The following is a 22,876-nucleotide window of genomic DNA, read 5'->3' as shown; positions in this document are numbered from 1 at the left end:
TCGCAAAGTGGACGCATCGATTGCCGAATCTGGCGCAATGCCCGGAAACTCCTGCGCTTTTGGCAATTGTTTGTGTCATCGTCCGTGCCTGCGGATATACAGCATCAAGGCGAAAGGCGAAGACGGATTTAACCCTGCGGTCGGCGGGAAAATTCGATTTCAGTTCCGGCAATATGGCCCGAGACCTCAGCGCCGGCGGTCTTCGGCAACCCCAGGAAACGGAACGATGAAACCAGTCCGATGACGCCGATCACCAGGAAGGCTGCTCGAAAATCGACGAGATCGAGCGCCGGCCGGTCCCTGGCGATCTGCGACAGGTTGAGGATCGCCGCCGCCACGGCAACGCCGAACAGCATCGCCACCTGCTGCAGCATGGAGGATAACGTCGCCGCGGAGCTGCGCTGACCAGCCGCGATATCGGCGAAGGCCAGCGTGTTGAGCGCGGTGAACTGCATCGAGCGCGTCAGGCCGGCGATCAGCATCAGCGCCACCACCAGGGCCTGAGGCGTCTGTGGCGAGATCGCCGCGCACGCCATGATCGATGCGGACGCGATGATGCCGTTGACGACCATCACCGAGCGAAAGCCGAAGCGGCGCAGCGTCGGCGTCGTCACCGTCTTCATGCCGAGATTGCCGAGGAAATAGGCCAGGATCATCATGCCGGCATCGACCGGCGATAGCCCGAAGCCGACCTGGAACAGCAGCGGCAAAAGGAATGGCGTGGCGTTGATTGCCACCCGGAAGATGGTTCCGGCGGCGAGCGTCGAGATGGCGAAGGTCTGCACCTTGAACGAGGAGAGGTCGAGCAGCGGATGCGGCGCGCGACGGAGATGCCGCACCGCTACCCAGCCGACGACGATGCCTGCAACGATCAGCCCCACCGTCGGCCAGACGCCATCTTCCGGATGCGCGATGCGCTCGAGACCATAGAGCAGGCAGGCGAGCCCCAGCGAGGTCAGGAAAAACCCCGGCCAGTCGAGTGGCTTGGCATCGGCTTCACGGTCGCCCGGGATGAAACGGGCGACCAGCGCCAGCCCGATCATGCCGAGCGGGATATTGATGAAGAAATTCCAGTGCCAGGACAGATAGGTGGTGATGAAGCCGCCAAGCACCGGCCCGACGACAGGCGCGAAGAGCGCCGGCCAGGTGATCAGCGCCGTGGCGTTGAGCAATTCGGATTTCGACGCGTTGCGCAGCACCAGGATGCGGCCGACCGGTGTCATCAGCGCGCTGCCCAGGCCCTGCACGGCACGGGCAACGACAAATTCGGTCAGGTTCTGCGAAAAGCCGCAGGCGAGCGAAGCCAGAGTGAACAGCGCGATTGCCGCGAGGAAGATGTTGCGTGCGCCAAAACGGTCGGCGAGCCAGCCCGACAGCGGTACGAACACCGCCATGGTCAGCATGTAGACGGTGATGCCGATGCTCATCGCCACCGCCGGCACGCCGAAGGAGGCGCCCATCTGCGGCAGCGAGGTCGAGATGATAGTCGAATCCAGCAGTTGCATGAAAAAGGCGATGGCGACGATCAGCGCCACACGCCGCGAATTCCCGGCTGGGTCGGCTGAAGCTTCGGTCTCGGAAATGGCTGTCATGACGGACCGCTTTGAACAGCATTTGGCCGACTGCGTCCAGACAACAGCCAACAAACTTTCGTGTCGCGCCGCGGCCTGTTATGGATGGGCGGGGTGGCCGAGGAACAGCGTGCGCATGAAGCCCATCTATATCGACTATCTCAATGCCCTGGACATCAAAGCGCTTGCCATGACCGATGCCGAGATCATCGGCGCGGTCGAGGCCGGGCTCGTTGCGCAAGGCAAGGGCCAGACAGTGATCGAGCCGCGTGTCCACCTCGAACCCGACCCGTCCTTCCACGGCCATTTCAATGTCTTGCGCGGCTACGTGGCGCCGCTCGACGCGGCCGGCGTGAAAATCGTCGGCGACTTTGTCGACAACTATCTTCATGGCCTGCCGTCGGAATTCGGCATCCTCAATTTGTTCGACCCGCGCACCGGCGCGCCGCGCGCCATCCTCGACGCCACCGTCATCACCGACATGCGCACAGGCGCCGTCACCGCGATCGGCGCCGAACACCTAGCTCGCAAGAATTCGAAGGTGCTCGCCCATATCGGCGCACGCGGCACCGCCTATTGGAACGTGCGCCTGCTCGACCATCTCTTCGATTTCGATGAGATCCGCGTCCATTCGCGCCGGCCGGAAAGCCGCGATGGCTTTGCAGCAAAACTCTCCGCCGACCTTGGCAAACCCGTCACTGCGGTCGCCGACTGGGAGAGCTGCGTCAAGGGCGCCGACATTGTCGTCGAAGCATCGCGCCTGCCCGAGCCGCAGCCGTTGCTGAAGACAGAATGGATCAAGCCGGGCGCGCTGGTCGTCCCCTATGGCACGATGAGCGCGGTGGAGCTGTCGCTGACCGACATCATGCAGAAGATGGTCGTCGACGATTGGGGCCAGTGCAAAGGCGGCAAGTTCGGCTCGCTGCGCGCCCATGTCGAGGCCGGACGGCTGAGCGAAGCAACGCTGCATGCCGAACTCGGCCAGATCGCCGCCGGACTCAAGCCAGGACGGCAAAGTGACGACGAAACAATCCTGTTCTGGCATCGCGGCCTGTCGCTGTCCGACATAGCGCTCGGCAAGGCGATGCTGGCCAAGGCAAAGGCGCAAGGCATCGGCCAAAGGTTGCGCTTCGCATGACCGCGCTCGTCCTAACGGGGGCTGGCGTCAGAATCGGCGATGTCGCCGCCGTCGCCCGCGAGGCGCGCAAGGTGGAAATCGAACCCGATGTCATTGGCAGGCTGGAGAAGGCGCGAAAAGTGCTCGATCAGGCCGCGGCCTCCGGCCAGCAGATCTACGGCCTGAACACCGGGCTCGGCGCCAATCTCGGCACATCGGTCGAGGGTGACGCCAGCGCCTTCCAGCGTCAATTGCTGGAAGGCCGCAGCGGCGCGGTCGGTGAAGCGCTGCCGGTCGAGGCCGTGCGTGCCACCATGCTCGCCCGCCTGACAATGTTGTCGGCCGGCGGATCCGGCCTCTCCCCGTCAGTCTTTGTCGCCTTGGCCGATGCGCTCAACGCCGGCGTCCATCCGGTGATGCCGTCGCTGGGCTCGATCGGCGCCGGCGACCTGGTGCTGATGACGGCGCTTGCTCGCCTGCTGATCGGCGAAGGCGAGGCTGATTATCAGGGAAGGCGCATGCCGGCGGTCAAGGCGCTGATGATGGCCCGCCTCGGCCCCATCGGCCTGGCGCCCAAGGATGGGCTGTCGCTGATCAACGCATCCGCCGTCTCGGCCGGCAGCGGCGCGCTTGTGGTCACGGACGCGCTGTCGGCTCTGGCCCAACAGCAGCAGGCTGGCGCGTTGACCATGGAAGGGATCGGCGCCAACCGCGCCATCCTCGATCCTCGGCTGCACATGGCGCGGCCGGCCGCCGGCCAGCAGGAAGCCGCCAAGGCGCTGCATGATCTTCTCGCCCGCGACGAAGCGCCGGCGCCCACCACCATACAGGATCCGCTGTCGATCCGCTGCATGCCCTCGATCCATGGCGCGCTGATCGAGGCGATCGGCCAGGCAAGACGCGCCGTCGAGATCGAACTCAATGCCGCCGCCGACAATCCGCTGGTGCTGGGCGACGACGGCGTGGTGATGTCGACTGGCAACTTCCACACGGCGGCGCTCTCGCTCGCCTTCGAGACGCTAGGCCTCGCAATCGCGCAATGCGCCGCCGCAAGTGCCGCCCGCTTCATCCAGCTCACCGGCTCGGGCCGCAACGGCCTGCCCAAGTACCTGTCGCCGGTCGGTGGCGCCTCGGCCGGCTTCGTGCCGCTGCAGAAGACGGCGACATCGATCCTGGCCGCCATCCGCCACAAGGCCAATCCGGTGATGCTCGATTTTCTCCCGGTTTCGGAAGGCGTCGAGGATCACGCCACGCAGACGCCGCTGGCGATGTCGAAATGCGCGGACATGATCGTACTGTGGCGCCGGTTGATCGCTTTCGAACTGATGGCCGCGGCACAGGCAATCGACTTGCGTGAAGGGTTGACGCTGGCGCCACGCACATCGGCTGTCCACACGGCGATACGCGCGCTCGTTCTGACGCTGAAGGGTGACCGGCCGCTCGGCGTCGATGCGGAAGCACTCCACGCCGCACTGGCCGGCAGTGCGTGGCAGCCGGCCTTATCCCCGGCCGACCTTGTCGAGGAACAGGCGTAGCTCGGCCGGATCCATGTGCACGATGTGCCGGTCCTCGGGATAGGCGCCGCCGTTGACGTCGGCGACGAATTCGGAAAATGCCGCCACCCGTTCCGCCTGCAGCCGGTCATACTCGGCGGCGAAGTTGCGATAGACCTTGGAGTGGCGGGGCATGTGACCCCTGTTCTGGCCAAGGATGTCGTCGGCGAACAGATATTGCGCGTCGCAGCCCGTGCCCGCGCCCATCGACAGCATGATCAGCGACGTGCGCTCCGAGATCGCCTTGGCGACCTCGACCGGCACCACCTCGATCTCGGCGCCGATGGCGCCGGCCGCCTCCAGTTGCTTCACCGCCTCGAAGACCTGCATGGCCGTGTCGGCGGACTTGCCGACCGCCTTGAAGCCGCCGGTCCAGGTCGCACGGGAAGGAATGAGGCCGACATGGCCGATGACGGGAATGGCATCGTCCGCCATCCGCTTGATGGTTGCGTAGCCGGCACTGCAATAGACCGCGTCGGCGCTTGCCTTATAGAGCCGGAAGGCCCAGCGGACGAAATCATCCGCGGTGCCGATTTCGAAGAAATTGTCGCCGGGCATGGTGAACAGGCTGGGTGCCGCATCGCGGTATTGCGGATTGAGCACCAGTTCGGGCGGCACCGAGACGATGTCGACCCCTGCCCGTTCGGCGGCCTCCGCCTCGTCCAGGGTCAGCACCCGCAGCATGGTCAGTTGCCGCTTGCCCTTCATGGCGCGCAAATCGGCGACGGTCGGTCTCTTTCGGCTCATTAAAACGTCCCTCTGTTGGTTAGCATCGCGATGCCGATCGGTTGATCATGCCCCCGCTTCAGATCTGGATCATCACCTTACCGGCCTCGACCTTCACCGGATAAGTCGCGAGGTTGACGCAGACCGGCGCGCCCTTGGCCTGGCCGGTCTTGTAATTGAAGCGGCCATTGTGCTTGGGACATTCGATGATGTCGTCCATCACAAGCCCGTCGGCCAGATGCGCCTTTTCATGCGTGCAAAAACCATCGGTGGCGAAGAATTCGTCGTCCGGGGAGCGATAGATCGCGAAGCTCCGCCCACCATGGTCGAAGCGGATGACATCCTCTTCCTCGACATCGTCCACCGCGCAAGCTTCAACCCAATCGGCCATCTCAATCTCCTGCAACCATTCGCGATCGCTATTCGGCCGCCGCCGACATATCGACCTCGTGGAATTCGCTGCGATAGGGCCTCGCTGTCGGCGGCAATTCGCGCTTGAGGTAGTAATCCTCGTATTTCAGCTGCCTGAGCAGGACCGGCCAGACCTCGCGATAGGCATGCCACATCGAGGGATTGGGCGCGGGCAGATCATGCTTGATCAGTTCGTGCAGCCTGGGCAGCGCATGATAGGGCACCATCGGGAACATGTGGTGTTCCACATGATAGTTCATGTTCCAGTAGATGAACCGGCTGATCGGGTTCATGTAGACGGTGCGCGTGTTGAGCCGATGGTCGACGACATTGTCGGCCAAGCCGATATGCTGCAGCAGGCCGGTCGTCACCATGTGCCAGGTGCCGTAGAGGCGCGGCAGACCGATCAGCACCAGCGGTATCCATGACCTCAGCGCGATCGCCAGGGCGATTGTCGCCACATAGATCGCGACGTGCCAGCGGGCGGCGACCACGGCCTTATGCTGTTCCATCTCGGGGATATAGCTCTTCTCCTCGTCCGACAGCGTGCCGAATGCCTGGCGCACCAGCGTCGGCAGCGAATAGCGGAAATCGAGAATGCCGGTGAAGGCAAGCGCAGCCTTCAACAGATCCGGCGGACGCATGACGGCGATCTCGGCATCGCGGCCGACGATGATGGTGTCGGTGTGATGGCGGGCATGGCTCCAGCGCCATTGCACGGGATTGCGCATCAGCATGAACGAGGCGATGTGGTAGACGACATCGCTCATCCAGCGCGTACGGAAGGCCGTGCCATGGCCGCATTCGTGCCAGCGCGAGTCGCTCGACGAGCCGTAGAGCACGCCGTAGACGAACAGGAACGGCGCCATCCACCACGAACCCCAGAACCAGACAATACCGGCGGCCGAACCGACGATCGCGACAATCCAGATGACGGTGTCGCGGATCGCCGGCCCGTCGGAACGCTGCATCAGTTCCTTCATCGCCTTGCGTGGGACGTCGGTATGGTACCATTCGGCCGAGGCAAGCCCGGTCTCGATCGCCGCCCTGGTGCTTTCGCCGACAAGGCTGTAGTCGCGCTTCTTTGCCATCGTCGTCACACTGACCTCCAACCGTCGCGCACCGCTGGCAATCCGGTCCGCCGGCCGGAGGGCTTGCTTTGGATAAATGTCGCACTCATGTCCTGCCGGCCAGTCTTGGAAAGTTTCCGGAAGGCTGAGGATAATCCTGCGCGGGCTGTCGGGCGACAGCCGCGATCCTGGCTTCGGCCGCTGCGATCTCACCGGCGCCATCGAGAACCCGGAACACCGCGTCGTACGCCCGGTTTTCGCCATGCTCCAGCCAGATCATCTCGCCGCGCTCGCGGGCGGCGAGATCACCGAGCACGTGGTGGGTCGATGGCTCTATGCCCAACGCGTACTGCCCGGCCTGGAAATTCTGCCACTGATAGGCACACGGCAACTGGTCCTTGCGCGTCACCAGTTCGAGACCGAGCCCAATACGGTCGTTGACGACGGCCACCGGCACCTCGCCATGGGCATCGGCAGCCATCTCATGCTGCCAGACCTGTTCGCTGAAGCTAGGTTGCGGCGCCGGCACCGTGCGATAGCCGACCCTCTGCGCCTCGTAGCGCTCGCCGGCATGGCCGGCCCAGACGACGTCGCGGATCGGTGCCAGATAGCGGGAGCCCTCATCCAGCAAGGGATGGCTGACATTGACGTGGTAGAAATACATATGCGGCGTGCGGTTGAAGCCGTGATTGACGACACGGTCGGAAAGCCGGATTTCGTTGCCGCCGACATCGGCCTCGATGCGCCGAACGAGATGCAGATCCTCGGCGAACACCGCCGACTGCTGGACGAGGCCTTCGGCCCACAGCACGCAGCGGTCGCCGTCCCAACGCTCGCCATAGCCGGTGAGCCGCGCCGGGATCGTACCGACACGGCCATGCAGCGAATGGAGCACCGTCTTCTTGCCCGGGTAGTTGTAGCTGTCGGCCGGCACGTCTTCGCGGGCCAGAATATGATCGAGGCCACAGGTGACCAGCAGGCCGGAGAAAGAGCGCGCCCAGGCCACCCCCCCTTCCCCTTCATACTCATGCAGGCCGGGATTGCGAAAACCGCTCGGCGAATGCCAGCCGATCGCCTGCCCCCTATAGTCGCAATCGGCGATGTCGAGCGCCCGGTCGACCAGCGCGGTGAAGCGCAGGCCCGAGCCGGTGCGGAATTCGAGCATGCGGATGCCGCGCTCCACACCGTCGCCGAGCGTCATCAGCCGCACGCCGGCGAATTGCGACAGCATGCCTGATCGCTCGGCCACTTGCCGGCGCGACAGCGTCTTGCCGTAAAGCTCTACCATGCGACGCCCTTCACTTTGCCCTCGCCTCCCTGAGCAAGGCCGACACGTCGGCGCCGGTGATGATGCTCTCCACGGTCAGAAGATCGGTGTCGGCGACCGTCTGTTCGGCGACGATCTCGCCCCGCCGCATGACGACGATGCGGTCGGCGACCTGGAAGACATGGTGGATGTTGTGGGTGATGAGCAGCACCGAATGGCCGGCGTCGCGCACCTCCTTGACGAAACGCAGCACGCCGTGGGTTTCCTCGACACCGAGATTGTTGGTCGGCTCGTCGAGGATGATGACCTTGGCGGCAAACTGCATGGCGCGCGAGATCGCGATCGACTGCCGCTCGCCGCCCGACAACGTCGAGACCAGCGCGTCGGCGTCGAGCTTTTTGGAAATGCCAACGCGTTTCAGCAATTCGGAAGCGGCCTTGCGCAACTTTGCAAGATCGAGCGGCGCGAACACGCCGAGCCAACCGAAATTGACCGGCTCGCGGCCGAGGAAAAGATTGCGCGCGATGCTGAGGTCCGGCGCCAGCGACGTGTCCTGGTGGATGGTCTCGATGCCGAGATCCATCGCATCGCGCGTCGAGCGGATCGAGACCTTCTCGCCACGCACAAAGATATCGCCCCGGTCGACAGGGAACACGCCCGAGATCGCCTTGATCAGCGTCGATTTGCCCGCGCCATTGTCGCCAAGCAGCGCCACCACCTCGCCTTCCCGCAGTGTCAGCGAGGCATTCTTCAGCGCCCGCACGCTACCGAAGGACTTTTGCAGGTTCTGCAGCCGAAGTACTTCTTGCATCATCGTCAGCCCCTTGCGGCGTTCTTCTGCAGCAAAGCGTGCAGGATGAGCATGGCGAGGATGATAAGGCCGACGAAGATGTTGTAGGCGAGCCCCGGCACGCCAATCAGCACGATGCCGTTTCGGATGGCACGCAGCATCAGCGCGCCGACGATTGTGCCGAGGATCGTGCCGCGTCCGCCGGTCAGCGCCGTGCCGCCGACCACCACCATAGCGATCACCTCCAGCTCATAGCCGGTGCCGGCCACCGGCGAGGCGGCCGAGATGCGGAAGGCGCTGATCATGCCGGCAAGGCCGGCCAGCACCGAGGTCGCGATGAACAGCCAAATCTTCACGGTGTCGGCGGGGACGCCGCGCGCCACCGCCGCGTTGCGATTAGAACCGATGGCGCTGATCCAGTTGCCGAGCTTGGCGTAACGCAGGATGTAGATGGCAAACAGCGACAGGCCGATGAACCACCACAGCGAGGTATAGAAGCGGAACGAACCGATGTTGAAGCTGCCGGCGAGCAGCGTCACGAAGAAGCCCGGCTGGTCCCAGGATTTCAGCGGAAAGCCTTGCGTGATGTAGAGCGCTGCCCCGCGCACGACGAGCAGCATCGACAGCGTCACCAGGAAGGAGGAAATGCCGATCTTGGTGACGATCAGCCCGTTGATCGCGCCGATCGAGATGCACAGCACTAGTCCGGCCAGAAGCGCGACACCTATATCCACGCCGCCATTCTGCACCAGCAGCATCACCACCACTGGTGCCAGTCCAAACACAGCGCCTACCGAAAGATCGAATTCGCCTGCCGTCAAAAGCAGTGTCATGCCGAGCGCGATGATCCCGAGCTCGGGCAGGAATGCCATCATGTTGGAGATGTTGAGCGGCGACAGGAAATTGGCGTCGGCGACAGCGAACACCGCCAGCAAAATGATGAGGATGACGAAGGAGGAGAATTGCGGCGAGCGCATCAGGCGCGATCTGCCCTTCACTCTCGGCGCGTCGTCTTCTGCGGCAATTGTCATGACTGCTTGGACCATGCTTGAACCAGCGCCCGCCGCCTTGGCAGCGGGCGCTGGTTTTTCTCATTTCTTGTCGTAGAGTTTCAGGATCGGCTCGACGCTGGAGGCATCGTAGAGACCGAAAGTGTGGACGTCGGAGCCGATCGGCTCGCCAGAGGCGGCAAGCCCGAGCAGCGCCACCGGCATGAAACCTTGCGCCGACGGGTACTGCCAAGCGGCGGCGTTGACGAAGCCGTCCTTGACGGCCTGCGCCGTCTCCTTGGAATTGCCCCAGCCGACGACCGGGATCTTGCCTGCCGGCACACCGGCACCATCGAAGACGCGCTTGACGCTGGCCGCCACGGAATCGCCGAGTGCGATGATCGCCGGCGGATTGTTGGCGACCATGTAGTCGGTCATCTTGGCGATGATGCCAGCCGGATCGGTGCCGCAGTCAACCACGTCATATTTGATCCCCAACGGATCGAAAACACTGGCGATCCCCTCGGTCTCGAGTTGCTGGTAGCTGGCGCCGGGAACCTCGACCGGCAGGAAGACCTTGTCGCCCTGCTTCACCATCTTTTGGTCCACCAGATATTTGGCCCAGGTGACGCCGGCTTCCCTGAGGTCGGCCCCGACATAGGCCTGGCGTCCTGTCGCTGGATCGTCGGTGTTGAAGAACACGATCGGGATGCCGGCCGCCTTTGCCGCTTTCACCTCTTCGGTCCAAAGGCCGGGCTGCGCCGACGTCGTGGCGATGCCGTCGGGCTTGGCGGCAAGCGCCGAGTTGAAGGCCTCCTTTTGCGCCGCCATGTCGCCGCCGCTGAAGGAGATCTTGCAGGTCACCTTGAGTTGGTCGCAGGCCTTGGTCGCGCCGGCGTTCCAGTCGATCCAGAACGCATCCGACGGACCGCCATGCGACAAGAGATAGAAGGTCTTCTGGCCGTCCTGCGCCTGCGCCGCCGTGCCAAGGGCAACGCCGGCGAGCACTGTCGCGGCGGCCGCCAATTTCAATGCGAATTTCAACATTCTTTCCTCCCTTGTTTGAAGCCGCGCCGCCATGCATCGGGCGGCGCGGCCGGCCATCACAGGCCGTTGGCGCGGAATTTTCCATCGAGGAATGTCTTGGCGCGCGGTACGTCGTCCTCCGACAGATGCTCGATGATCACAGGGATGTTCGGATGCTTCTCGGCCAGCCGCTGGAGATAGAGGTCGTAGTTCAGCGAACCGAGGCCGGGCGCCGGCAGTTCGATCTCGCCAACGCCGCGGAAGGTGTGGCTTTCCATCGCGTCGGCGTCGCCGATGTCGGCATGCTTCTCCGACTTGTCGTCGCCCGAGCGCTTGACGTCCTTGGCGTGCGCGATCTTGATCTTGTCGGTCAGCGTGTCGAACACCTGGTTCAGGATCTGATCCATCCGGTCGATGTTGTGGGTCTCGAAATAATTGGTCGGGTCCATTAGAAGGCCGAGGCCGGGATGGTCGACCTGCGCGAACATCTTCACCGTCTCCTCGACCGAGCCGACGACGTTGTTGACATAGGTTTCGAGCAGGAACACCGCACCGTGGTCATAGGCCGTCTGGGCGAGGTCCGCGATCACCTTGCGGCACTCCTCGAACCCTTCCTCGGTCTTGTTCTTGGGGTGATGCACCCAGTCGGATTCCGTGTTGTAGGTGCCGGTTTCCGAAATCACGTAAGGCGAGCCAAACGCGCGCGCATTGCGGATGATCTCCTTGAGATAACCGACGCGCTTCTCGCGTTCGGCCTTGTCGGGATGAATGATGTTGGTGTAGCCCGACACGCAGCAGACCGGCAGGTTGTGGTCGCGGAAGACGTCGCGCACCTTCTTGGCCTTGTCCTTGGTGATCTGGCCGGCCGACAGGTCGACATCCCTGAAATGCAGGTCGAGCTGCACCGTGTTGAAACCGAGCCCGCGGATTTTCTTCGCCGTCTCTTCGAGACCGTACGGGAAATAGCCCGTGAAAATGCCTGCCTGCATCATGATGTGAATTCCTCCCAGTAAGCGATTCAGTTGCCAGTGATTTCAGCTGCCGGTGATTTCAGCTGCCAGTGATTTCAGCTGATTGAGTTGGTCGAGATTTCGGAGAGCTTGACGGTGCGGCCCGACGCGATCGAGCGGTAGCCCGCCTCGACCAGCGCCATGGTCTTGACGTTGTCGGCGACGGTTAGCGCCGGCGGCGTGCCGGTCTTCACGGCGTGCTGCAACTGCTCCATCACGCCGATGAAGGCATGCGGGAACCACATCGTCTCCCAGCTTGGGCTGATCCATTCGCCGCCGGTCGTGTCGGCCGAGGCGTAAGTCAGTGTCGAGGCAGCACCCGTCGGCCAGCCGATCGTGCCCTTGGCAACGCCCTTGGTGCCGTCGACCCGCCAGTTGATGTGCTGATCGTCCTTGTAGCCGTCCTGGCGCGGACCCGACCATACGTCCTCCAGCGATACGGCGAGCACGCCGGACGGGAAGCGCAGGGTCGAGACGGTGATGCCGTCGGAATGGTCGAATGTCGTTCGCGGATCCTTGCGCGTCAGCGTCGTGATCTCGTCGGGATCGCCGAACAGGAAGCGCAGCACGTCGAGGTGATGCACGCTCATATTGGCGAGTGTCAGCCGGTCATAGCCCTGAAGGAAGGTCTGCCAGTGCGGGATGGCATGCATGTCGATCTGCGCGAAGACGATGTCGCCGAGCGCGCCGCTCTCGATGATCTGCTTCAACACGCGCATCGACTGGTCGTAGCGCATGTTCTGGTTGACCGAGAGGATCTTGCCGGCCTTCGCCGCCTCGTCGCGCAGCCTGACGGCTTCCTCGACCGACAGCGCCAGAGGCTTCTGTGCCAGGATCCCCTTGATGTGGCTCTGCTTCAGCGCATGGCGGATCAGCGCCGGCTGCTGGTCGGGCGGAAAGGCGAGGTCGATGATGTCGACGTTTGCATCCTCGATCAGCTGTTCCGGTGTGTCGTGGACCGTCGGGATGTTCCAACGGTCGGCGACCTTTTGCGCATTCGCCTTGGTGCGCGAGGCGATCGCCACCACCAGGAATCCCGCCTCCTTGTAGGCAGCCAAATGGCACTCGGCCATGATCATGCCGGCGCCGACGCAGCCGATCCGGTATTCCTTCGTGCGGACCTTCACATCCGGCTCGAAGCCCTTGTCTGTCATGCCTTCCTCCCGAAATCCTGTCCTCGCGCCGCATTCATCTTGCCAACGCGCCTCCGCCCTGTCCGAAATAATGCACCCGTGCCGGCTCGCAGGATATTGCCACCATCGCGTCAGGCCTGATGTCAGACTGGCCGCGCAGCAAGGCCTTCAGCCGCGCCTGCCCGGCGGCGAGCGTCACCACGGTGTAGCCGCCAAGCGGCTCGACCTCGAACACCCGCGCCGGGCGACCCGAGCTCGCCTTCTCATTGCCGCTCCAAGGTTTGACCTTGATATCCTCCGGCCTCAGCCCGATCTCAACGGCGTCGGCCGGCGCCGCGCGGTCAGCGATGCTGAGCGCACCTTCGGCGGCCTCGACACTGCCCTCGCCGCGAACGGATTTAAGGATATTCATGACAGGCGAACCGAGCAGCCGCGCCACATAAGTGCTGGCCGGGCGGTCATAGATCTCGGCCGGCGCGCCGATCTGCCTGATACGGCCATTGTCCAGTATGGCGATGCGGTCGGCGATCGACATCGCCTCTTCCTGGTCGTGGGTGACATAGATCAGCGTCTTGCCGAGCTCGCGCTGGATGCGCTTCAGCTCGACGCGCGTTTCCTCGCGCAACCTTGCGTCGAGCGCCGAGATCGGATCGTCCATCAGATAGGCATTGGGATCGCGCACCAGCGCACGCGCGATCGCCACGCGCTGCCGCTCGCCGCCCGAAAGCTGCGCCGGCGGCTTGTGCAGGATATGGCTGATATGCAGCTTGGCCGCGACGTCAGCGACGCGTTTCTTGATATCGAGCTCGGCGACCCGGCGCTCGACCAGCGGGAAGCGGACATTGTCGAGCGCGCTCATATGCGGGAACAGCGCCAGGTTCTGGAACACCATGGCGACGTTGCGCTCGGCCGGCGACACCGCGTTGACCGGCTTGCCGCCGATGAGGATTTCGCCGGCATCCGGCGTTTCCAGCCCGAGCACCAGGCGCAGGATTGTCGACTTGCCCGACAGCGGCGGCCCGAAGAAGCAGAAGAACTCGTTGTCGTTGACGGTGAACGAGGCGTCATCGACGGCAAGCGTCGTGCCGTAGCGTTTGGTGACATTGCGGAAGACGATGTCGGCCATGGTTCAGCCCGCCCTCATCGCTACGCCGCTGGCGGCGTCGAAGACGCGCACCGATGACGCCGTGGGCGCGACGACTGCGGTTTGCCCGATCGACAACCCGACATCATTGTCGAACACCGCTTTCACGGCGCCCTCGCCCTGGCCGAGATGAACGATGGTGCGCGCGCCGATGCGCTCGACGAAGGTGACATGCATGGCCAGCCCGCGCCCGTCTTGCGCCAGGGTCACCTCTTCCGGCCGGAAGCCGTAGAGAACCTCGCCGCGTGCGCCGCGCAAGCTGGTCGCCAGCTCGTCCGGCAGCGGCGGTGTGACACCCAGAGGCCCGAGATCGACGACCAGACCCCGGTCACTCTCCGCCGGTCTGCCCTTGAGCAGGTTCATGCCCGGCGCGCCGATGAAACGGGCGACGAAGACATTGGCCGGATTGTTGTAGACCTCGAGCGGCGTGCCGACCTGCTGCAGCACGCCGTGGTCCATCACGGCGATGCGGTCGGCCATGGTCATGGCTTCGAGCTGGTCGTGGGTGACGTAGACCATCGTCTGCCTGAACTGGCGCTGCAGCTGTTTCAGCTCGGTGCGCATGACCGCGCGGAAGGCCGCGTCGACATTGGACAGCGGCTCGTCGAGCAGGAAGATCGCCGGCTCCATGATCGCCGACCGGCCGATCGCCACGCGCTGCAATATGTTGACCGAGAGCCGGTCGGCCCTGCGGTCGAGCAGCGGCGTCAGTTGCAGCAGCTCGGCGATCGCGCCGACGCGGCGGTCGATCTCGGCCTTGGCTGCACCGCGCATCCTCGGCCCGTAGGCAAGGTTCTGGCGCACTGTCATGTGGGTGAAGATGGCATAGTTCTGGAACACGAAGCCAACGCCGCGCCGGCCCATCGGCACGCCGGCCATGTCGCGTTCGCCAAACAGGATCTTGCCGCTGGTCGGCTCCTCCATGCCGGCGATCATGTTCATCGTCGTCGACTTGCCGCAGCCGGACGGCCCGAGCAGCGCCATGAACTCGCCGTCTGCGATGTCGAGGTCCATCGTCTTCAGCGCCGCGAAGTTGCCGAATGTCTTGGTGAGGTGCTTGAGCTGGATCGTGCTCATGCCGGCACCTGCCTTGCTCGCGCCATGCGCTTCATGGCGAACACGGCAACGATGGAGAGCACGACCAGAATGGCCAGCGCGATCGCCGCCACATAGCCCCAGATCAGGTCCTGCGTGGTGACCTTGTAGATGTAGACGGAGATCGTCTCGGTGGCGACACCGGGCCCGCCGCCGGTCATGATGTAGAGTGTGTCGAAGATCTTGAAGTTCTCGATCACTCTTATCGCCAGCGCGATGATGATGATCGTCTTCATTTTCGGCAGCACGATGGTGATAAAGCGCTGCCAGGGATTGGCGCCGAGCAAGGTCGCCGCCTTGATCTGGTCCTCCGGCACGCCGACCAGGCCGGCAAGCAGGATCAAAAACATCAGCGGCGTCCACTGCCAGATGTCGGCGATCATCACCGCGATGAGCGCCAGGGTCGGGTCCGACAGCCAGGCGATGGTGACGCGTGTGCCGGATATGACCGACAGGATGTCGTTCACCGGGCCGCCCGACTGGAACTGCATGAAGAACATATAGCCGGCCACCGCCGGCACCACCATCATCGGCATCAGCAGGATCGAATAGAAGATGCGCTTGCCGGGAAAATCGTCGGCGAACAGCGTCGCCAGCGCGAGGCCCAACAGGAATTCCGCCGGCACGCAGACGATCATGACAATGGCCGTGCGCTTCAGCGCGCTCCAGAACCGTGCGTCGGCGGCGAGATCGGTGTAGTTGGCAAAACTGTTCCACATCTCCCAGGCGTTCCACCAGCCGAGGCCCGAAAGCGGCGACCAGTCGGTGACGCTGATGTAGAGCTGCATCAAGAGCGGAAAGGCCGAGATGAACAGCACCAGGATCTGCGCCGGCAAGGTCAGCCGAAAGCCCAACCGCATGCCCTCGTCGCGCAGGGCTGGCCTGCCGCGCGCGGCGCTCATCTCGTCCTCCGAAATCGTTACGGTCACGGCGCTCATTGCTTGAGCGCTCCGAAAGTCAGCCCGCGCACCAGATGGCGCTGGATGGCGATGCCCATGATGACCGGCGGCACGGCGGCAACGAGCCCAAGCGCCGCCTTGGCGCCGTAGAGCTGGCCGGTCATCGAGGACGACAGCGAGGCCATGTAGACCGGGATCGTCACCCATTCGCGCGTCGTGAGCAGCAACGCGATCAGATAGTCCGACCAGTTGAGGATGAAGACGAAGAGGGCAGCGCTCGCCAGCGGCGCGCGCATCATCGGCAGCGTGATGCGGGTGAAGACGCGCAGCCGCGAGCAGCCCTCGACAAGGGCGGCCTCCTCGATCTCGCGCGGCATGTCGTCGAAGAAGGTCTTCATCAGCCAGAAGGCGAACGGCAAGGTGACGATGCCGTAGATCAGCGCTAGCCCCCACCAGCTGTCGGTGAAGTTGAGGAATGCCCACATGATCATGACAGGGATCATCACGGCCATCGGCGGAAACAGCCTGAGCTGAATCAGCGCCAACGGCAGGTTCTGGCCGGAGCCGAAGCGCGACAGGCCGTAGGCGGCGGTGGTGCCGGCTGACATGGCGATCGCGGTGCCGAACACCGCCGACAGAAGCGACGACAGGATCGGCTTCAGCGCGGTGCGGTCGAGCGCGACGATTAGATTATTGGTGGACTCGCCGAATACGAACTGGAAGTTGCTGAGCGTCGGGTTCTTCGGCCACCATGTCAGGTCGGCACCGGTCGCCGACCATTCGGCGATCGGCTTGAAGGCCATGGAGACCATCCACAAGATGGGCACCAGCGTGACAGCCATCGCCGCGAGGATCGCGGCGTAGCGGAATATCTCGAAGGGGACGGAACGCTTCATCTGGCTGCTTTGCTGGTGGCGTCGGTTGCGGAGGGGAAGAATTTTCGCCCCTCCCCTCCGTCTCTGATCCAGGGAGACGGATCAGCTGATCGGATCGAGAACGGTCGGCCAAGCCTCCTTGTTGGTCCTGATGGCTTCGAGCAATTTGTCTTCGCCGATGCGCCGCGCGATCTTCTTCCACTCGGCTTCCGTGTCGGCCATCGCCTGCTCCGACGTCTTGGCTTTGGTCAGCGAGGCCATGAGGTTTTCATCCAGCGCGTTGTGGAAGGCGGTGGCGCCGGGATAGTTGATGGTTGGCACCGTGCGGGCGACCGTCTCGCGCACCACGTCCATGTGGTATGCATGATAGGTCTGGCGCACCAGCGGATCGGAAAAGTCCGAAAGCCGGAACGGATCGAGATAGCCGCCGGGGTTGGCGCTCATCCAGGCATAGATGCGGGCCGAACCCAGCCATTGCAGCAGGAGATAGGCGACTTCCTGGTTTTTCGACTGCGACGAGACCATGCCGGTCAGTGAGAACCAGAGCACGGAGCGGCTGATCAGCTTGCCGTCGATCTCGCGGCCGGGCGGCAGCATCGAGCCGATCTTGCCGGTGACCTTGGAGTCCTTGTTGCCGGCATTATCTAGGAATTTCGGCAGGTTGGAGAAGGCGCAGGTCATCGCCGTACCGCCCTTGGCGAAATTGCCGTATTGCTCGGGCCAGCCCCATGAAATGGCGTCCGGCGAATGATGGGCAAGCGATTCAACATATTCGTTGGTGGCGGCGATGCCGTGTTCGGAATTGATCAGCGGCTTGCCGTCGTCGCCGAACAGGAACTGGTTGGGCGAGGCCATCGAGACATAGCGCTGGTACCAGTTGGTGTAGCCCCAGCCCTGGTTGCGCAGGTCGGTGGATCCGAACAGGCCCTTGTCCGGGCGCTGGAAGAAGGCAGCGATATCGCCGTGCTGCTTCCAGGTTTTCGGCGGCGCCAGATCATAGCCGTATTTGTCCTTGAAGGCCTTCTTCTCGGCTTCGTCGCCGAACAGATCGGTGCGGTAGACCCAGGTCTGGAAGTCGCCGTCCAGCGACACGCCATAGTTCGAGCCGCGATATTTGTTGAGCAGCGACACGCCCTTGGCGCCGTCGACATAGCCTGTCTTGGGATCGTCCCATTCGGGTTTGTACTGGGCGACGAAATCGTCGAGCTTGGCGATGCCGCCGGTCTCGGCGAGATCGCCAAGGCGGTTCCACTCGGTCGAATAGATATCGTAGGCCCCACCCTTGGTGGAGATGTCCTGCATGGTCTTGGTGAATTCCTGACCATTCGGCAGGCCGACGATCTCGATCGGGATGCCGGTTTCCTTTTCCCACAGCTCCTTGATCGACGGCGCGCCGGCAGGGAAAGGCTGGGTGAGCTGGCCGATCGAGCCGTCCGACAGGCCAAGCACGATCTTGGCCGGCGCCTTGCCGGCGCCCTTCAGCGCCTTGGCGGCCTCGACGGCGCGACCCTCAGGCGTGTCGGCGCCATACTGGTAGCGCTCGGCGCCGTCGAAGCCGGTCGGCCCACCGATCATGCCGGGCGCCAGGGCATCGGCAGCATAAGCGCGGCCGGGACGGATGAATTGGGGTGCAATACCTGCAGCGGCTACGAATACCGCCGCCTTTCCTCCGGACGCCAGCAACCGGCGCCGCGAGATGCGGATCAGATCAGACATTGGAATTCCTCCCTCAGGCCCAATGTTTCCTCCACGAGCCCATGAGGGATATTGACGGCACTATCGGAAGGCTGTCAACATCATAAATAATCAAAATACCTCACAACATGGCAACGAAGCAGGGAAATGCACCATACCGGGATTCCTATACCTCTCCAGATGCCTCGATCTGATGGGAAATGTGTTTCCTTTCCCTGCATGATCGTGCCGGGCGACTCGATTTTAGCCCAACGGCTTGCGCATCGGCTAAGGCCGGATACATCATTTCCCATCAGAATCACGGATAACGAGGCGGCTGACGTCATCAGGCCTGCAGCCGGCATTGCTTGATCTTGATGCATTAGGAGATGAAAGACGGTGCGTTCCACCCTGACTGACATAGCCCGGGAAGCCGGCGTCTCCGCCGCCACCGTTGACCGCGTGCTCAACAACCGCCCCGGCGTGCGGGCTCGCACGCGCGAGGTCGTGCTCGAAATGGCGCAGCGCCTCGGCTACATCGCCGAGAGCCCAAACGGAGCGTCGCTGCGACCCATGCCCGGCGAGATCATCCGGCTCGACTTCGCGCTCCCGGCGGGCACCAATTCCTTCATCAAGATGCTGCACCACCACATCGAGGCGCAGGCCCTGGCGCGCCCCGATCTCGACGTCCATATCGCCACCATAGAGGGCTTCAATCCCGACCGGCTCGCCCGCCTGCTGCAGGATCTGCGCGGCCAGACGCAAGGCGTCGGCGTCATCGCACTCGACCATCCGACGGTGCGTGAAGCGATCCGCTCGCTGTCGGCCAACGACGTCAAGGTGGTGACCATCGCCTCAGACATTCTGCATGTGCCGAGGGTCGCCTATATCGGCATCGACAACCGCGCCGCCGGGCGGCTGGCCGGCTATCTGCTCAACCGTTTCATGGGTTCTGGGCGCCCCGGCAAGGTGGCGCTGTTCGCCGGCTCGCTCTCCTATCGCGGCCATGAGGAACGAGAGATGGGCTTCCGGCACATATTGACAGAGGAATCGCCCAATCTCGAGATCGTCGAGATGCGCGAAATGCTCGACGATCGCGAAAAAGCCTATTCGGAGGCGTCGGCCCTTCTGGAACGGCATCCCGACCTTGCCGCGATCTACAATGTCGGCGCCGGCAACACCGGCATCGCGCGCGCGCTCAAGGAGCGCGGCCGTGCGCAATCCATGGTTTTCCTCGGCCACGAGGCGACGGACGGTACCAAGGAACTGCTGCTCGACGGCACGCTCGACGCGGTCATCGACCAGAATCCGCGCGTCGAGGCCCGCGAGGCGCTCAACATCCTGACCCATGCGGTCAGGGGCCTACCCTATGAGCTGCACCAGCCGAGGCTGCAGGTAATCTTCAAGGAGAACATCCCGGAGATTTGACCGATCCAGACGAGCGGGCCTGTTTTAGGGCGCCGCGCGGCTCGACGCTTCGGTCTACTGAACGACAGCGGCTTCCGCCTCCGCGGCATTGACAAAGCTTTTGTCGACCCATTTGCCGTAGTCGATCGAGCCTTTCAAAAGCCCGGCACTTGCCATGAATTTTTCCTCGCCCTTCAGAGCTTCGATCGCGTCGTCGGTGAGTTTTGGATCCTGGTGAAACACCCCACCGGCATAGGTCTTGCGTACGGATTTTTCCGACGACTTGGTCGCCTCCACAAAGGTTTTGATCGTCTCGTCGGGATGAGCGTCGGCCCATCGCGAAATCTCGATATCGACTTTCAGCAGCCGCTTGACGAGGTCGGGATGATTGGCGGCGAAGGCGCCGTTGACGGATATGACGTTGGGCACGTTCCATTCCGGATGTGTGCCGGTGTCGAAAGGGACGCGGGCCTCGCCGGTATCGACCAGCTTGGCCGCCGTCGAATCCGTCTCGACAATGGCGTCGATGTCGCCGCGCAGCAGTGCCGGGCCGGATGCCTCGAAAGGCAGGTTCAACCCTTCGACGTCATTGGTCGTCAGGCCGACGCTGTTCAATGCCTTGCTGAAATTCGAATGCCGCACCGTGTAGGAGCCGCCCGCCCTGACATAGCTCGACAGGCCGATCAGTTTGACGTCGGCGCCGACGCCGCGACCCGCAGCGCCGGATTGTTGGCGTTGATCGCCACCACTTGCAAGCCCTTGGGTGCGTAGTCTCTTGCGAATGCGGCGAGCTGTTCGCGGATCAGCGCGACAAAGGGGCAACGGTTCGAAATAAAGGCAACGAGCAAGGCCGACCTGAGATCGAAATCCGCGAGCCGGTGCAGCACGCCATGCGCGTCGGCCAGCAAGAAATCGGCGGCCTTGGTGCCAAGCTTGATCGGATTGGACTCTGTCTTCGGCATCGATGCTCTCCCTTGCGGCCGGCTTGCACAGGCCGAGCCGCCAGCGCCTCGATAGCTGCAGTTATTCTATGAATTTAGTAGAATTATACGCCGGAGAGGACATTTACGGTCAACCGGGCAGCTTAGAATATCGTGCCAATGTTCGGGCCAAGCCGGCACGTTATTCGAGAGAAGGCGGTCTTGGAAGAAATGAGATTTGGGAAGGAAAAACGGCTCTCGAAGCGGCGACTTCACCCGCAACGTTCGCGCCAACCTTCATCGGGAATGCAGGTTCCTAGACCTTGCGAATGATCGCCCCACCATCCTCACCAACACCGATGAAGATCCGATCACCGGAAACGATCTCCGCAACCCCGCAGACCACCAGCGGCATGCTGATCCCGTAGAGGAACTCGGCGACGATGGCGCCGACGGCCAGGATCGGGTCCGGCCGCTCCAACAAAATACCCGCGGGCGCCGTGCCTCTGCGGATCGCCTCGGCCAAGACCGAGGATGAGGATGACGATCCCCGACCGCTTGGCATGATGAGGACCCTGCCAGCGACATTCTGGCCAAGGCCCGGATGCGAACGATCTACGATATTGCCGGTCTCGGCATCGATGCCGCCCCAGAAGCTGAGCGGCTGCGAAAACACCAAAGCCTCCCCCTCGGCGGCGCCGGTCAGCTGGAATGTCCCTGCTCTTTCAACCACCTTCACTTCAATCGGCTGCGTCATGACACACCCCGCACGACATGGCCGGCTGCGGCGGACTGGATGCAGTCCTTCATATCGGCGAAGGCGACGGTCACACCGATATTGCCCGGCGCGTAATGCGCCCATTTGCCGGAATTGGTCATCACCACGCCGTCGAGCCGCTCGAGGATCGAGGTGACGTAGGTGCAGGTGTCGGCGACCGGGATCAGGCCGAACGCCTCCATGCCGTCGAGCGACCCTTCCTCCCGCAGCCGGCTCAGCGTCGCGCGGCCCGTATTGACATAGATCGGAATGCCCCTGTCAGGCGCGACCGCACGCAGCAGCGGCAGCAAGCGCATCCATTCGTCATGCGAGAAATGCGGCGTGCCCAGCGACACGGCGCGGAGCGGCGCGCCATCGGGCACCATCGACAGCCTGGACAACGCATGGTCGATGTCGGCACGGTTGATGTGGACGATCTCCTCGGGCACCGTGCCTTGAAAGGCCTCGTCGACGGTTCCGGCCTCCGGCGTGATGCCAACGGCATGGAACAGCGCCACCGCGCCAGTTGTTGCCGCCGCGGCACCAAGCGCTTTCAGCTGATCCTCGTCACGCGGCTTCGGCAGGCCCGCGATCACCGGAACGCGGTCGCCACAGGCTTGCCCGATAATTAGTCCGACGCCGACAAACAGACTGTCGCTCGGCTCTGAACCGGCGTCGAGTTCGAACAGGATACGGCCGCGCCGGTTCTCGCTCAGATGCAGGCCCCAGGCCGGTGCGCGCCCGGTCATGGCGCAGCACAGATCGATGAAATCGCCATAGCGATTGGTGCGCGCGCCGATCACCGAATTGGCGAAGACAATGGCGTTGGATTCCCCCCAGGCGATCTGCTGGCCGAATTCAGGCCGGAAGCGGGTCTGATAAGGCGCGCAGGTGAAGGTCGCCTGGCAGCCAAGCTCCAGATGCGCCTTCATCAACCGCCGCGCCGGCACTTCTTCCGCGACGGTCATCTTCACCATGCCGGGATGGATAAGGTCGAACGAGCCGACATTCAGCGTCGTCGGGACACGCACACGGCCGCCGCCCTCGACCAGCCGTTCGACGAAATCGAGTCCTGCCTTGCCGTGGTAGAGGCAGCCATCGATATGGGCACCGCTGATGTCGAGCAGGCTGCCGGCGCCGATGGCTTTGGAAAAGGCGATGAGGATCTTCATGGCGGCGACGACGGAAGGGCCTTGCTCACTGCCGAGCATGGATTTGTCCAGCGCACTCAGTTCCAAAGTCATCGGTGTGCTCCGGACTCTACCAACCTTTGGCGGGACAGCGCCCCCCTCTGCCTGCCGGGCATCTCCCCCACGAGGGCCTGTTGCGCAATTCTGGCATTGTGATTCACTTCGATTATTGCTCGGAGGGATTTGCGATGGCGGTGAAGCGGACGGGACAGATGAGCTTTGTCGAGGCGTTCCTTGGGAACAAGGCGGTTG

Annotated in this window: 20 protein-coding genes and 2 pseudogenes; 3 read left to right on the top strand and 19 right to left on the bottom strand. The window is 63.3% G+C overall.

Going from position 1 to position 22,876, the window contains the following annotated elements; all coding sequences use genetic code 11:
- Positions 1-128 precede the first annotated feature (128 nt).
- On the bottom strand, positions 129-1,592 hold the full coding sequence (locus tag FJ941_RS00105; protein ID WP_140502291.1) for a DHA2 family efflux MFS transporter permease subunit: 1,464 nt from the start codon (positions 1,590-1,592) through the stop codon (positions 129-131).
- 115 nt (positions 1,593-1,707) lie between these two features.
- Between FJ941_RS00105 and FJ941_RS00100 the strand changes: the two genes are divergently transcribed.
- Positions 1,708-2,709: an ornithine cyclodeaminase family protein gene (locus FJ941_RS00100; protein ID WP_140502290.1), complete on the top strand. Its 1,002-nt coding sequence runs from the start codon at positions 1,708-1,710 to the stop codon at positions 2,707-2,709.
- On the top strand, positions 2,706-4,223 hold the full coding sequence (gene hutH / locus FJ941_RS00095) for a histidine ammonia-lyase (protein WP_140502289.1): 1,518 nt from the start codon (positions 2,706-2,708) through the stop codon (positions 4,221-4,223). Before FJ941_RS00100 ends, hutH begins: the two co-directional genes overlap by 4 nt.
- Here the strand turns inward: hutH and FJ941_RS00090 are convergent.
- From FJ941_RS00090 to FJ941_RS00025, 14 genes are all read right to left on the bottom strand, one after another.
- Complete coding sequence (locus tag FJ941_RS00090; RefSeq protein ID WP_027141523.1) at positions 4,188-4,988, bottom strand: 3-methyl-2-oxobutanoate hydroxymethyltransferase; 801 nt, start codon at positions 4,986-4,988, stop codon at positions 4,188-4,190. The two genes, hutH and FJ941_RS00090, sit on opposite strands and share 36 nt — an antisense overlap.
- A 58-nt stretch (positions 4,989-5,046) precedes the next feature.
- On the bottom strand, positions 5,047-5,358 hold the full coding sequence (locus tag FJ941_RS00085) for a MocE family 2Fe-2S type ferredoxin (protein ID WP_140502288.1): 312 nt from the start codon (positions 5,356-5,358) through the stop codon (positions 5,047-5,049).
- Between the two features lie 28 nt (positions 5,359-5,386).
- Complete coding sequence (locus FJ941_RS00080) at positions 5,387-6,469, bottom strand: fatty acid desaturase family protein (RefSeq protein ID WP_140502758.1); 1,083 nt, start codon at positions 6,467-6,469, stop codon at positions 5,387-5,389.
- Positions 6,470-6,554: 85 nt separating this feature from the next.
- Positions 6,555-7,736, bottom strand: coding sequence for an aldose 1-epimerase family protein (locus tag FJ941_RS00075; RefSeq protein ID WP_140502287.1), 1,182 nt, complete (start codon positions 7,734-7,736; stop codon positions 6,555-6,557).
- 10 nt (positions 7,737-7,746) lie between these two features.
- On the bottom strand, positions 7,747-8,529 hold the full coding sequence (locus FJ941_RS00070) for an ATP-binding cassette domain-containing protein (protein WP_140502286.1): 783 nt from the start codon (positions 8,527-8,529) through the stop codon (positions 7,747-7,749).
- A gap of 2 nt (positions 8,530-8,531) precedes the next feature.
- A complete protein-coding gene (locus FJ941_RS00065; RefSeq protein ID WP_246673646.1) occupies positions 8,532-9,536 on the bottom strand; it encodes an ABC transporter permease in 1,005 nt (334 codons plus the stop codon).
- 60 nt (positions 9,537-9,596) lie between these two features.
- Positions 9,597-10,541 carry a substrate-binding domain-containing protein gene (locus tag FJ941_RS00060; protein WP_140502283.1) on the bottom strand — a complete coding sequence of 315 codons (945 nt, stop codon included), beginning with the start codon at positions 10,539-10,541 and terminating at the stop codon, positions 9,597-9,599.
- Positions 10,542-10,597: 56 nt separating this feature from the next.
- Positions 10,598-11,512: a sugar phosphate isomerase/epimerase gene (locus tag FJ941_RS00055; protein WP_140502282.1), complete on the bottom strand. Its 915-nt coding sequence runs from the start codon at positions 11,510-11,512 to the stop codon at positions 10,598-10,600.
- Positions 11,513-11,586: 74 nt separating this feature from the next.
- Positions 11,587-12,684, bottom strand: coding sequence for a Gfo/Idh/MocA family oxidoreductase (locus tag FJ941_RS00050; RefSeq protein WP_140502281.1), 1,098 nt, complete (start codon positions 12,682-12,684; stop codon positions 11,587-11,589).
- A gap of 34 nt (positions 12,685-12,718) precedes the next feature.
- Positions 12,719-13,789 carry an ABC transporter ATP-binding protein gene (locus FJ941_RS00045; protein WP_140502279.1) on the bottom strand — a complete coding sequence of 357 codons (1,071 nt, stop codon included), beginning with the start codon at positions 13,787-13,789 and terminating at the stop codon, positions 12,719-12,721.
- A gap of 3 nt (positions 13,790-13,792) precedes the next feature.
- A complete protein-coding gene (locus FJ941_RS00040; RefSeq protein ID WP_140502278.1) occupies positions 13,793-14,884 on the bottom strand; it encodes an ABC transporter ATP-binding protein in 1,092 nt (363 codons plus the stop codon).
- Complete coding sequence (locus tag FJ941_RS00035; protein ID WP_140502277.1) at positions 14,881-15,840, bottom strand: sugar ABC transporter permease; 960 nt, start codon at positions 15,838-15,840, stop codon at positions 14,881-14,883. The genes FJ941_RS00040 and FJ941_RS00035 overlap by 4 nt, the downstream gene beginning before the upstream one ends.
- Positions 15,837-16,697 (bottom strand): carbohydrate ABC transporter permease, encoded by an 861-nt coding sequence (locus FJ941_RS00030; protein WP_140502275.1) that lies wholly within the window; start codon positions 16,695-16,697, stop codon positions 15,837-15,839. Before FJ941_RS00030 ends, FJ941_RS00035 begins: the two co-directional genes overlap by 4 nt.
- A gap of 81 nt (positions 16,698-16,778) precedes the next feature.
- The gene (locus FJ941_RS00025) at positions 16,779-18,392 is read right to left on the bottom strand and encodes an extracellular solute-binding protein (protein WP_140502274.1); all 1,614 of its coding nucleotides are present in this window, start codon (positions 18,390-18,392) and stop codon (positions 16,779-16,781) included.
- 357 nt (positions 18,393-18,749) lie between these two features.
- Between FJ941_RS00025 and FJ941_RS00020 the strand changes: the two genes are divergently transcribed.
- Entirely contained in the window at positions 18,750-19,778 is a 1,029-nt protein-coding gene (locus FJ941_RS00020) for a LacI family DNA-binding transcriptional regulator (RefSeq protein WP_140502273.1), read from the top strand.
- Positions 19,779-19,832: 54 nt separating this feature from the next.
- On the opposite strand, the pseudogene FJ941_RS00015 reads toward FJ941_RS00020, so the two are convergent.
- From FJ941_RS00015 to FJ941_RS00005, 4 genes and pseudogenes are all read right to left on the bottom strand, one after another.
- A pseudogene (locus FJ941_RS00015) lies at positions 19,833-20,488 on the bottom strand (ABC transporter substrate-binding protein); the annotation flags it as partial.
- Positions 20,483-20,719, bottom strand: a pseudogene (locus FJ941_RS28885) (redoxin domain-containing protein); the annotation flags it as partial. The pseudogenes FJ941_RS00015 and FJ941_RS28885, both read right to left, overlap by 6 nt.
- A 274-nt stretch (positions 20,720-20,993) precedes the next feature.
- The gene (locus FJ941_RS00010) at positions 20,994-21,434 is read right to left on the bottom strand and encodes a DUF126 domain-containing protein (protein ID WP_140502271.1); all 441 of its coding nucleotides are present in this window, start codon (positions 21,432-21,434) and stop codon (positions 20,994-20,996) included.
- Positions 21,431-22,678: an aconitase X gene (locus tag FJ941_RS00005; protein WP_140502270.1), complete on the bottom strand. Its 1,248-nt coding sequence runs from the start codon at positions 22,676-22,678 to the stop codon at positions 21,431-21,433. The genes FJ941_RS00010 and FJ941_RS00005 overlap by 4 nt, the downstream gene beginning before the upstream one ends.
- Positions 22,679-22,876 lie beyond the last annotated feature (198 nt).

It is taken from the genome of Mesorhizobium sp. B2-3-13 (assembly GCF_006442195.1).
GTDB classification, from domain to species: Bacteria; Pseudomonadota; Alphaproteobacteria; order Rhizobiales; family Rhizobiaceae; genus Mesorhizobium; species Mesorhizobium salmacidum.
This window is presented reverse-complemented; position numbering and strand designations above follow the sequence as displayed.

Bases quoted from the DNA above. Each gene is read 5' to 3' on its own strand.
- FJ941_RS00105 (WP_140502291.1), bottom strand. From the start codon at position 1,592: ATGACAGCCATTTCCGAGACCGAAGCTTCAGCCGACCCAGCCGGGAAT.
- FJ941_RS00100 (WP_140502290.1), top strand. From the start codon at position 1,708: ATGAAGCCCATCTATATCGACTATCTCAATGCCCTGGACATCAAAGCG.
- hutH (WP_140502289.1), top strand. From the start codon at position 2,706: ATGACCGCGCTCGTCCTAACGGGGGCTGGCGTCAGAATCGGCGATGTC.
- FJ941_RS00090 (WP_027141523.1), bottom strand. From the start codon at position 4,988: ATGAGCCGAAAGAGACCGACCGTCGCCGATTTGCGCGCCATGAAGGGC.
- FJ941_RS00085 (WP_140502288.1), bottom strand. From the start codon at position 5,358: ATGGCCGATTGGGTTGAAGCTTGCGCGGTGGACGATGTCGAGGAAGAG.
- FJ941_RS00080 (WP_140502758.1), bottom strand. From the start codon at position 6,469: ATGGCAAAGAAGCGCGACTACAGCCTTGTCGGCGAAAGCACCAGGGCG.
- FJ941_RS00075 (WP_140502287.1), bottom strand. From the start codon at position 7,736: ATGGTAGAGCTTTACGGCAAGACGCTGTCGCGCCGGCAAGTGGCCGAG.
- FJ941_RS00070 (WP_140502286.1), bottom strand. From the start codon at position 8,529: ATGATGCAAGAAGTACTTCGGCTGCAGAACCTGCAAAAGTCCTTCGGT.
- FJ941_RS00065 (WP_246673646.1), bottom strand. From the start codon at position 9,536: ATGACAATTGCCGCAGAAGACGACGCGCCGAGAGTGAAGGGCAGATCG.
- FJ941_RS00060 (WP_140502283.1), bottom strand. From the start codon at position 10,541: ATGTTGAAATTCGCATTGAAATTGGCGGCCGCCGCGACAGTGCTCGCC.
- FJ941_RS00055 (WP_140502282.1), bottom strand. From the start codon at position 11,512: ATGATGCAGGCAGGCATTTTCACGGGCTATTTCCCGTACGGTCTCGAA.
- FJ941_RS00050 (WP_140502281.1), bottom strand. From the start codon at position 12,684: ATGACAGACAAGGGCTTCGAGCCGGATGTGAAGGTCCGCACGAAGGAA.
- FJ941_RS00045 (WP_140502279.1), bottom strand. From the start codon at position 13,789: ATGGCCGACATCGTCTTCCGCAATGTCACCAAACGCTACGGCACGACG.
- FJ941_RS00040 (WP_140502278.1), bottom strand. From the start codon at position 14,884: ATGAGCACGATCCAGCTCAAGCACCTCACCAAGACATTCGGCAACTTC.
- FJ941_RS00035 (WP_140502277.1), bottom strand. From the start codon at position 15,840: ATGAGCGCCGTGACCGTAACGATTTCGGAGGACGAGATGAGCGCCGCG.
- FJ941_RS00030 (WP_140502275.1), bottom strand. From the start codon at position 16,697: ATGAAGCGTTCCGTCCCCTTCGAGATATTCCGCTACGCCGCGATCCTC.
- FJ941_RS00025 (WP_140502274.1), bottom strand. From the start codon at position 18,392: ATGTCTGATCTGATCCGCATCTCGCGGCGCCGGTTGCTGGCGTCCGGA.
- FJ941_RS00010 (WP_140502271.1), bottom strand. From the start codon at position 21,434: ATGACGCAGCCGATTGAAGTGAAGGTGGTTGAAAGAGCAGGGACATTC.
- FJ941_RS00005 (WP_140502270.1), bottom strand. From the start codon at position 22,678: ATGACTTTGGAACTGAGTGCGCTGGACAAATCCATGCTCGGCAGTGAG.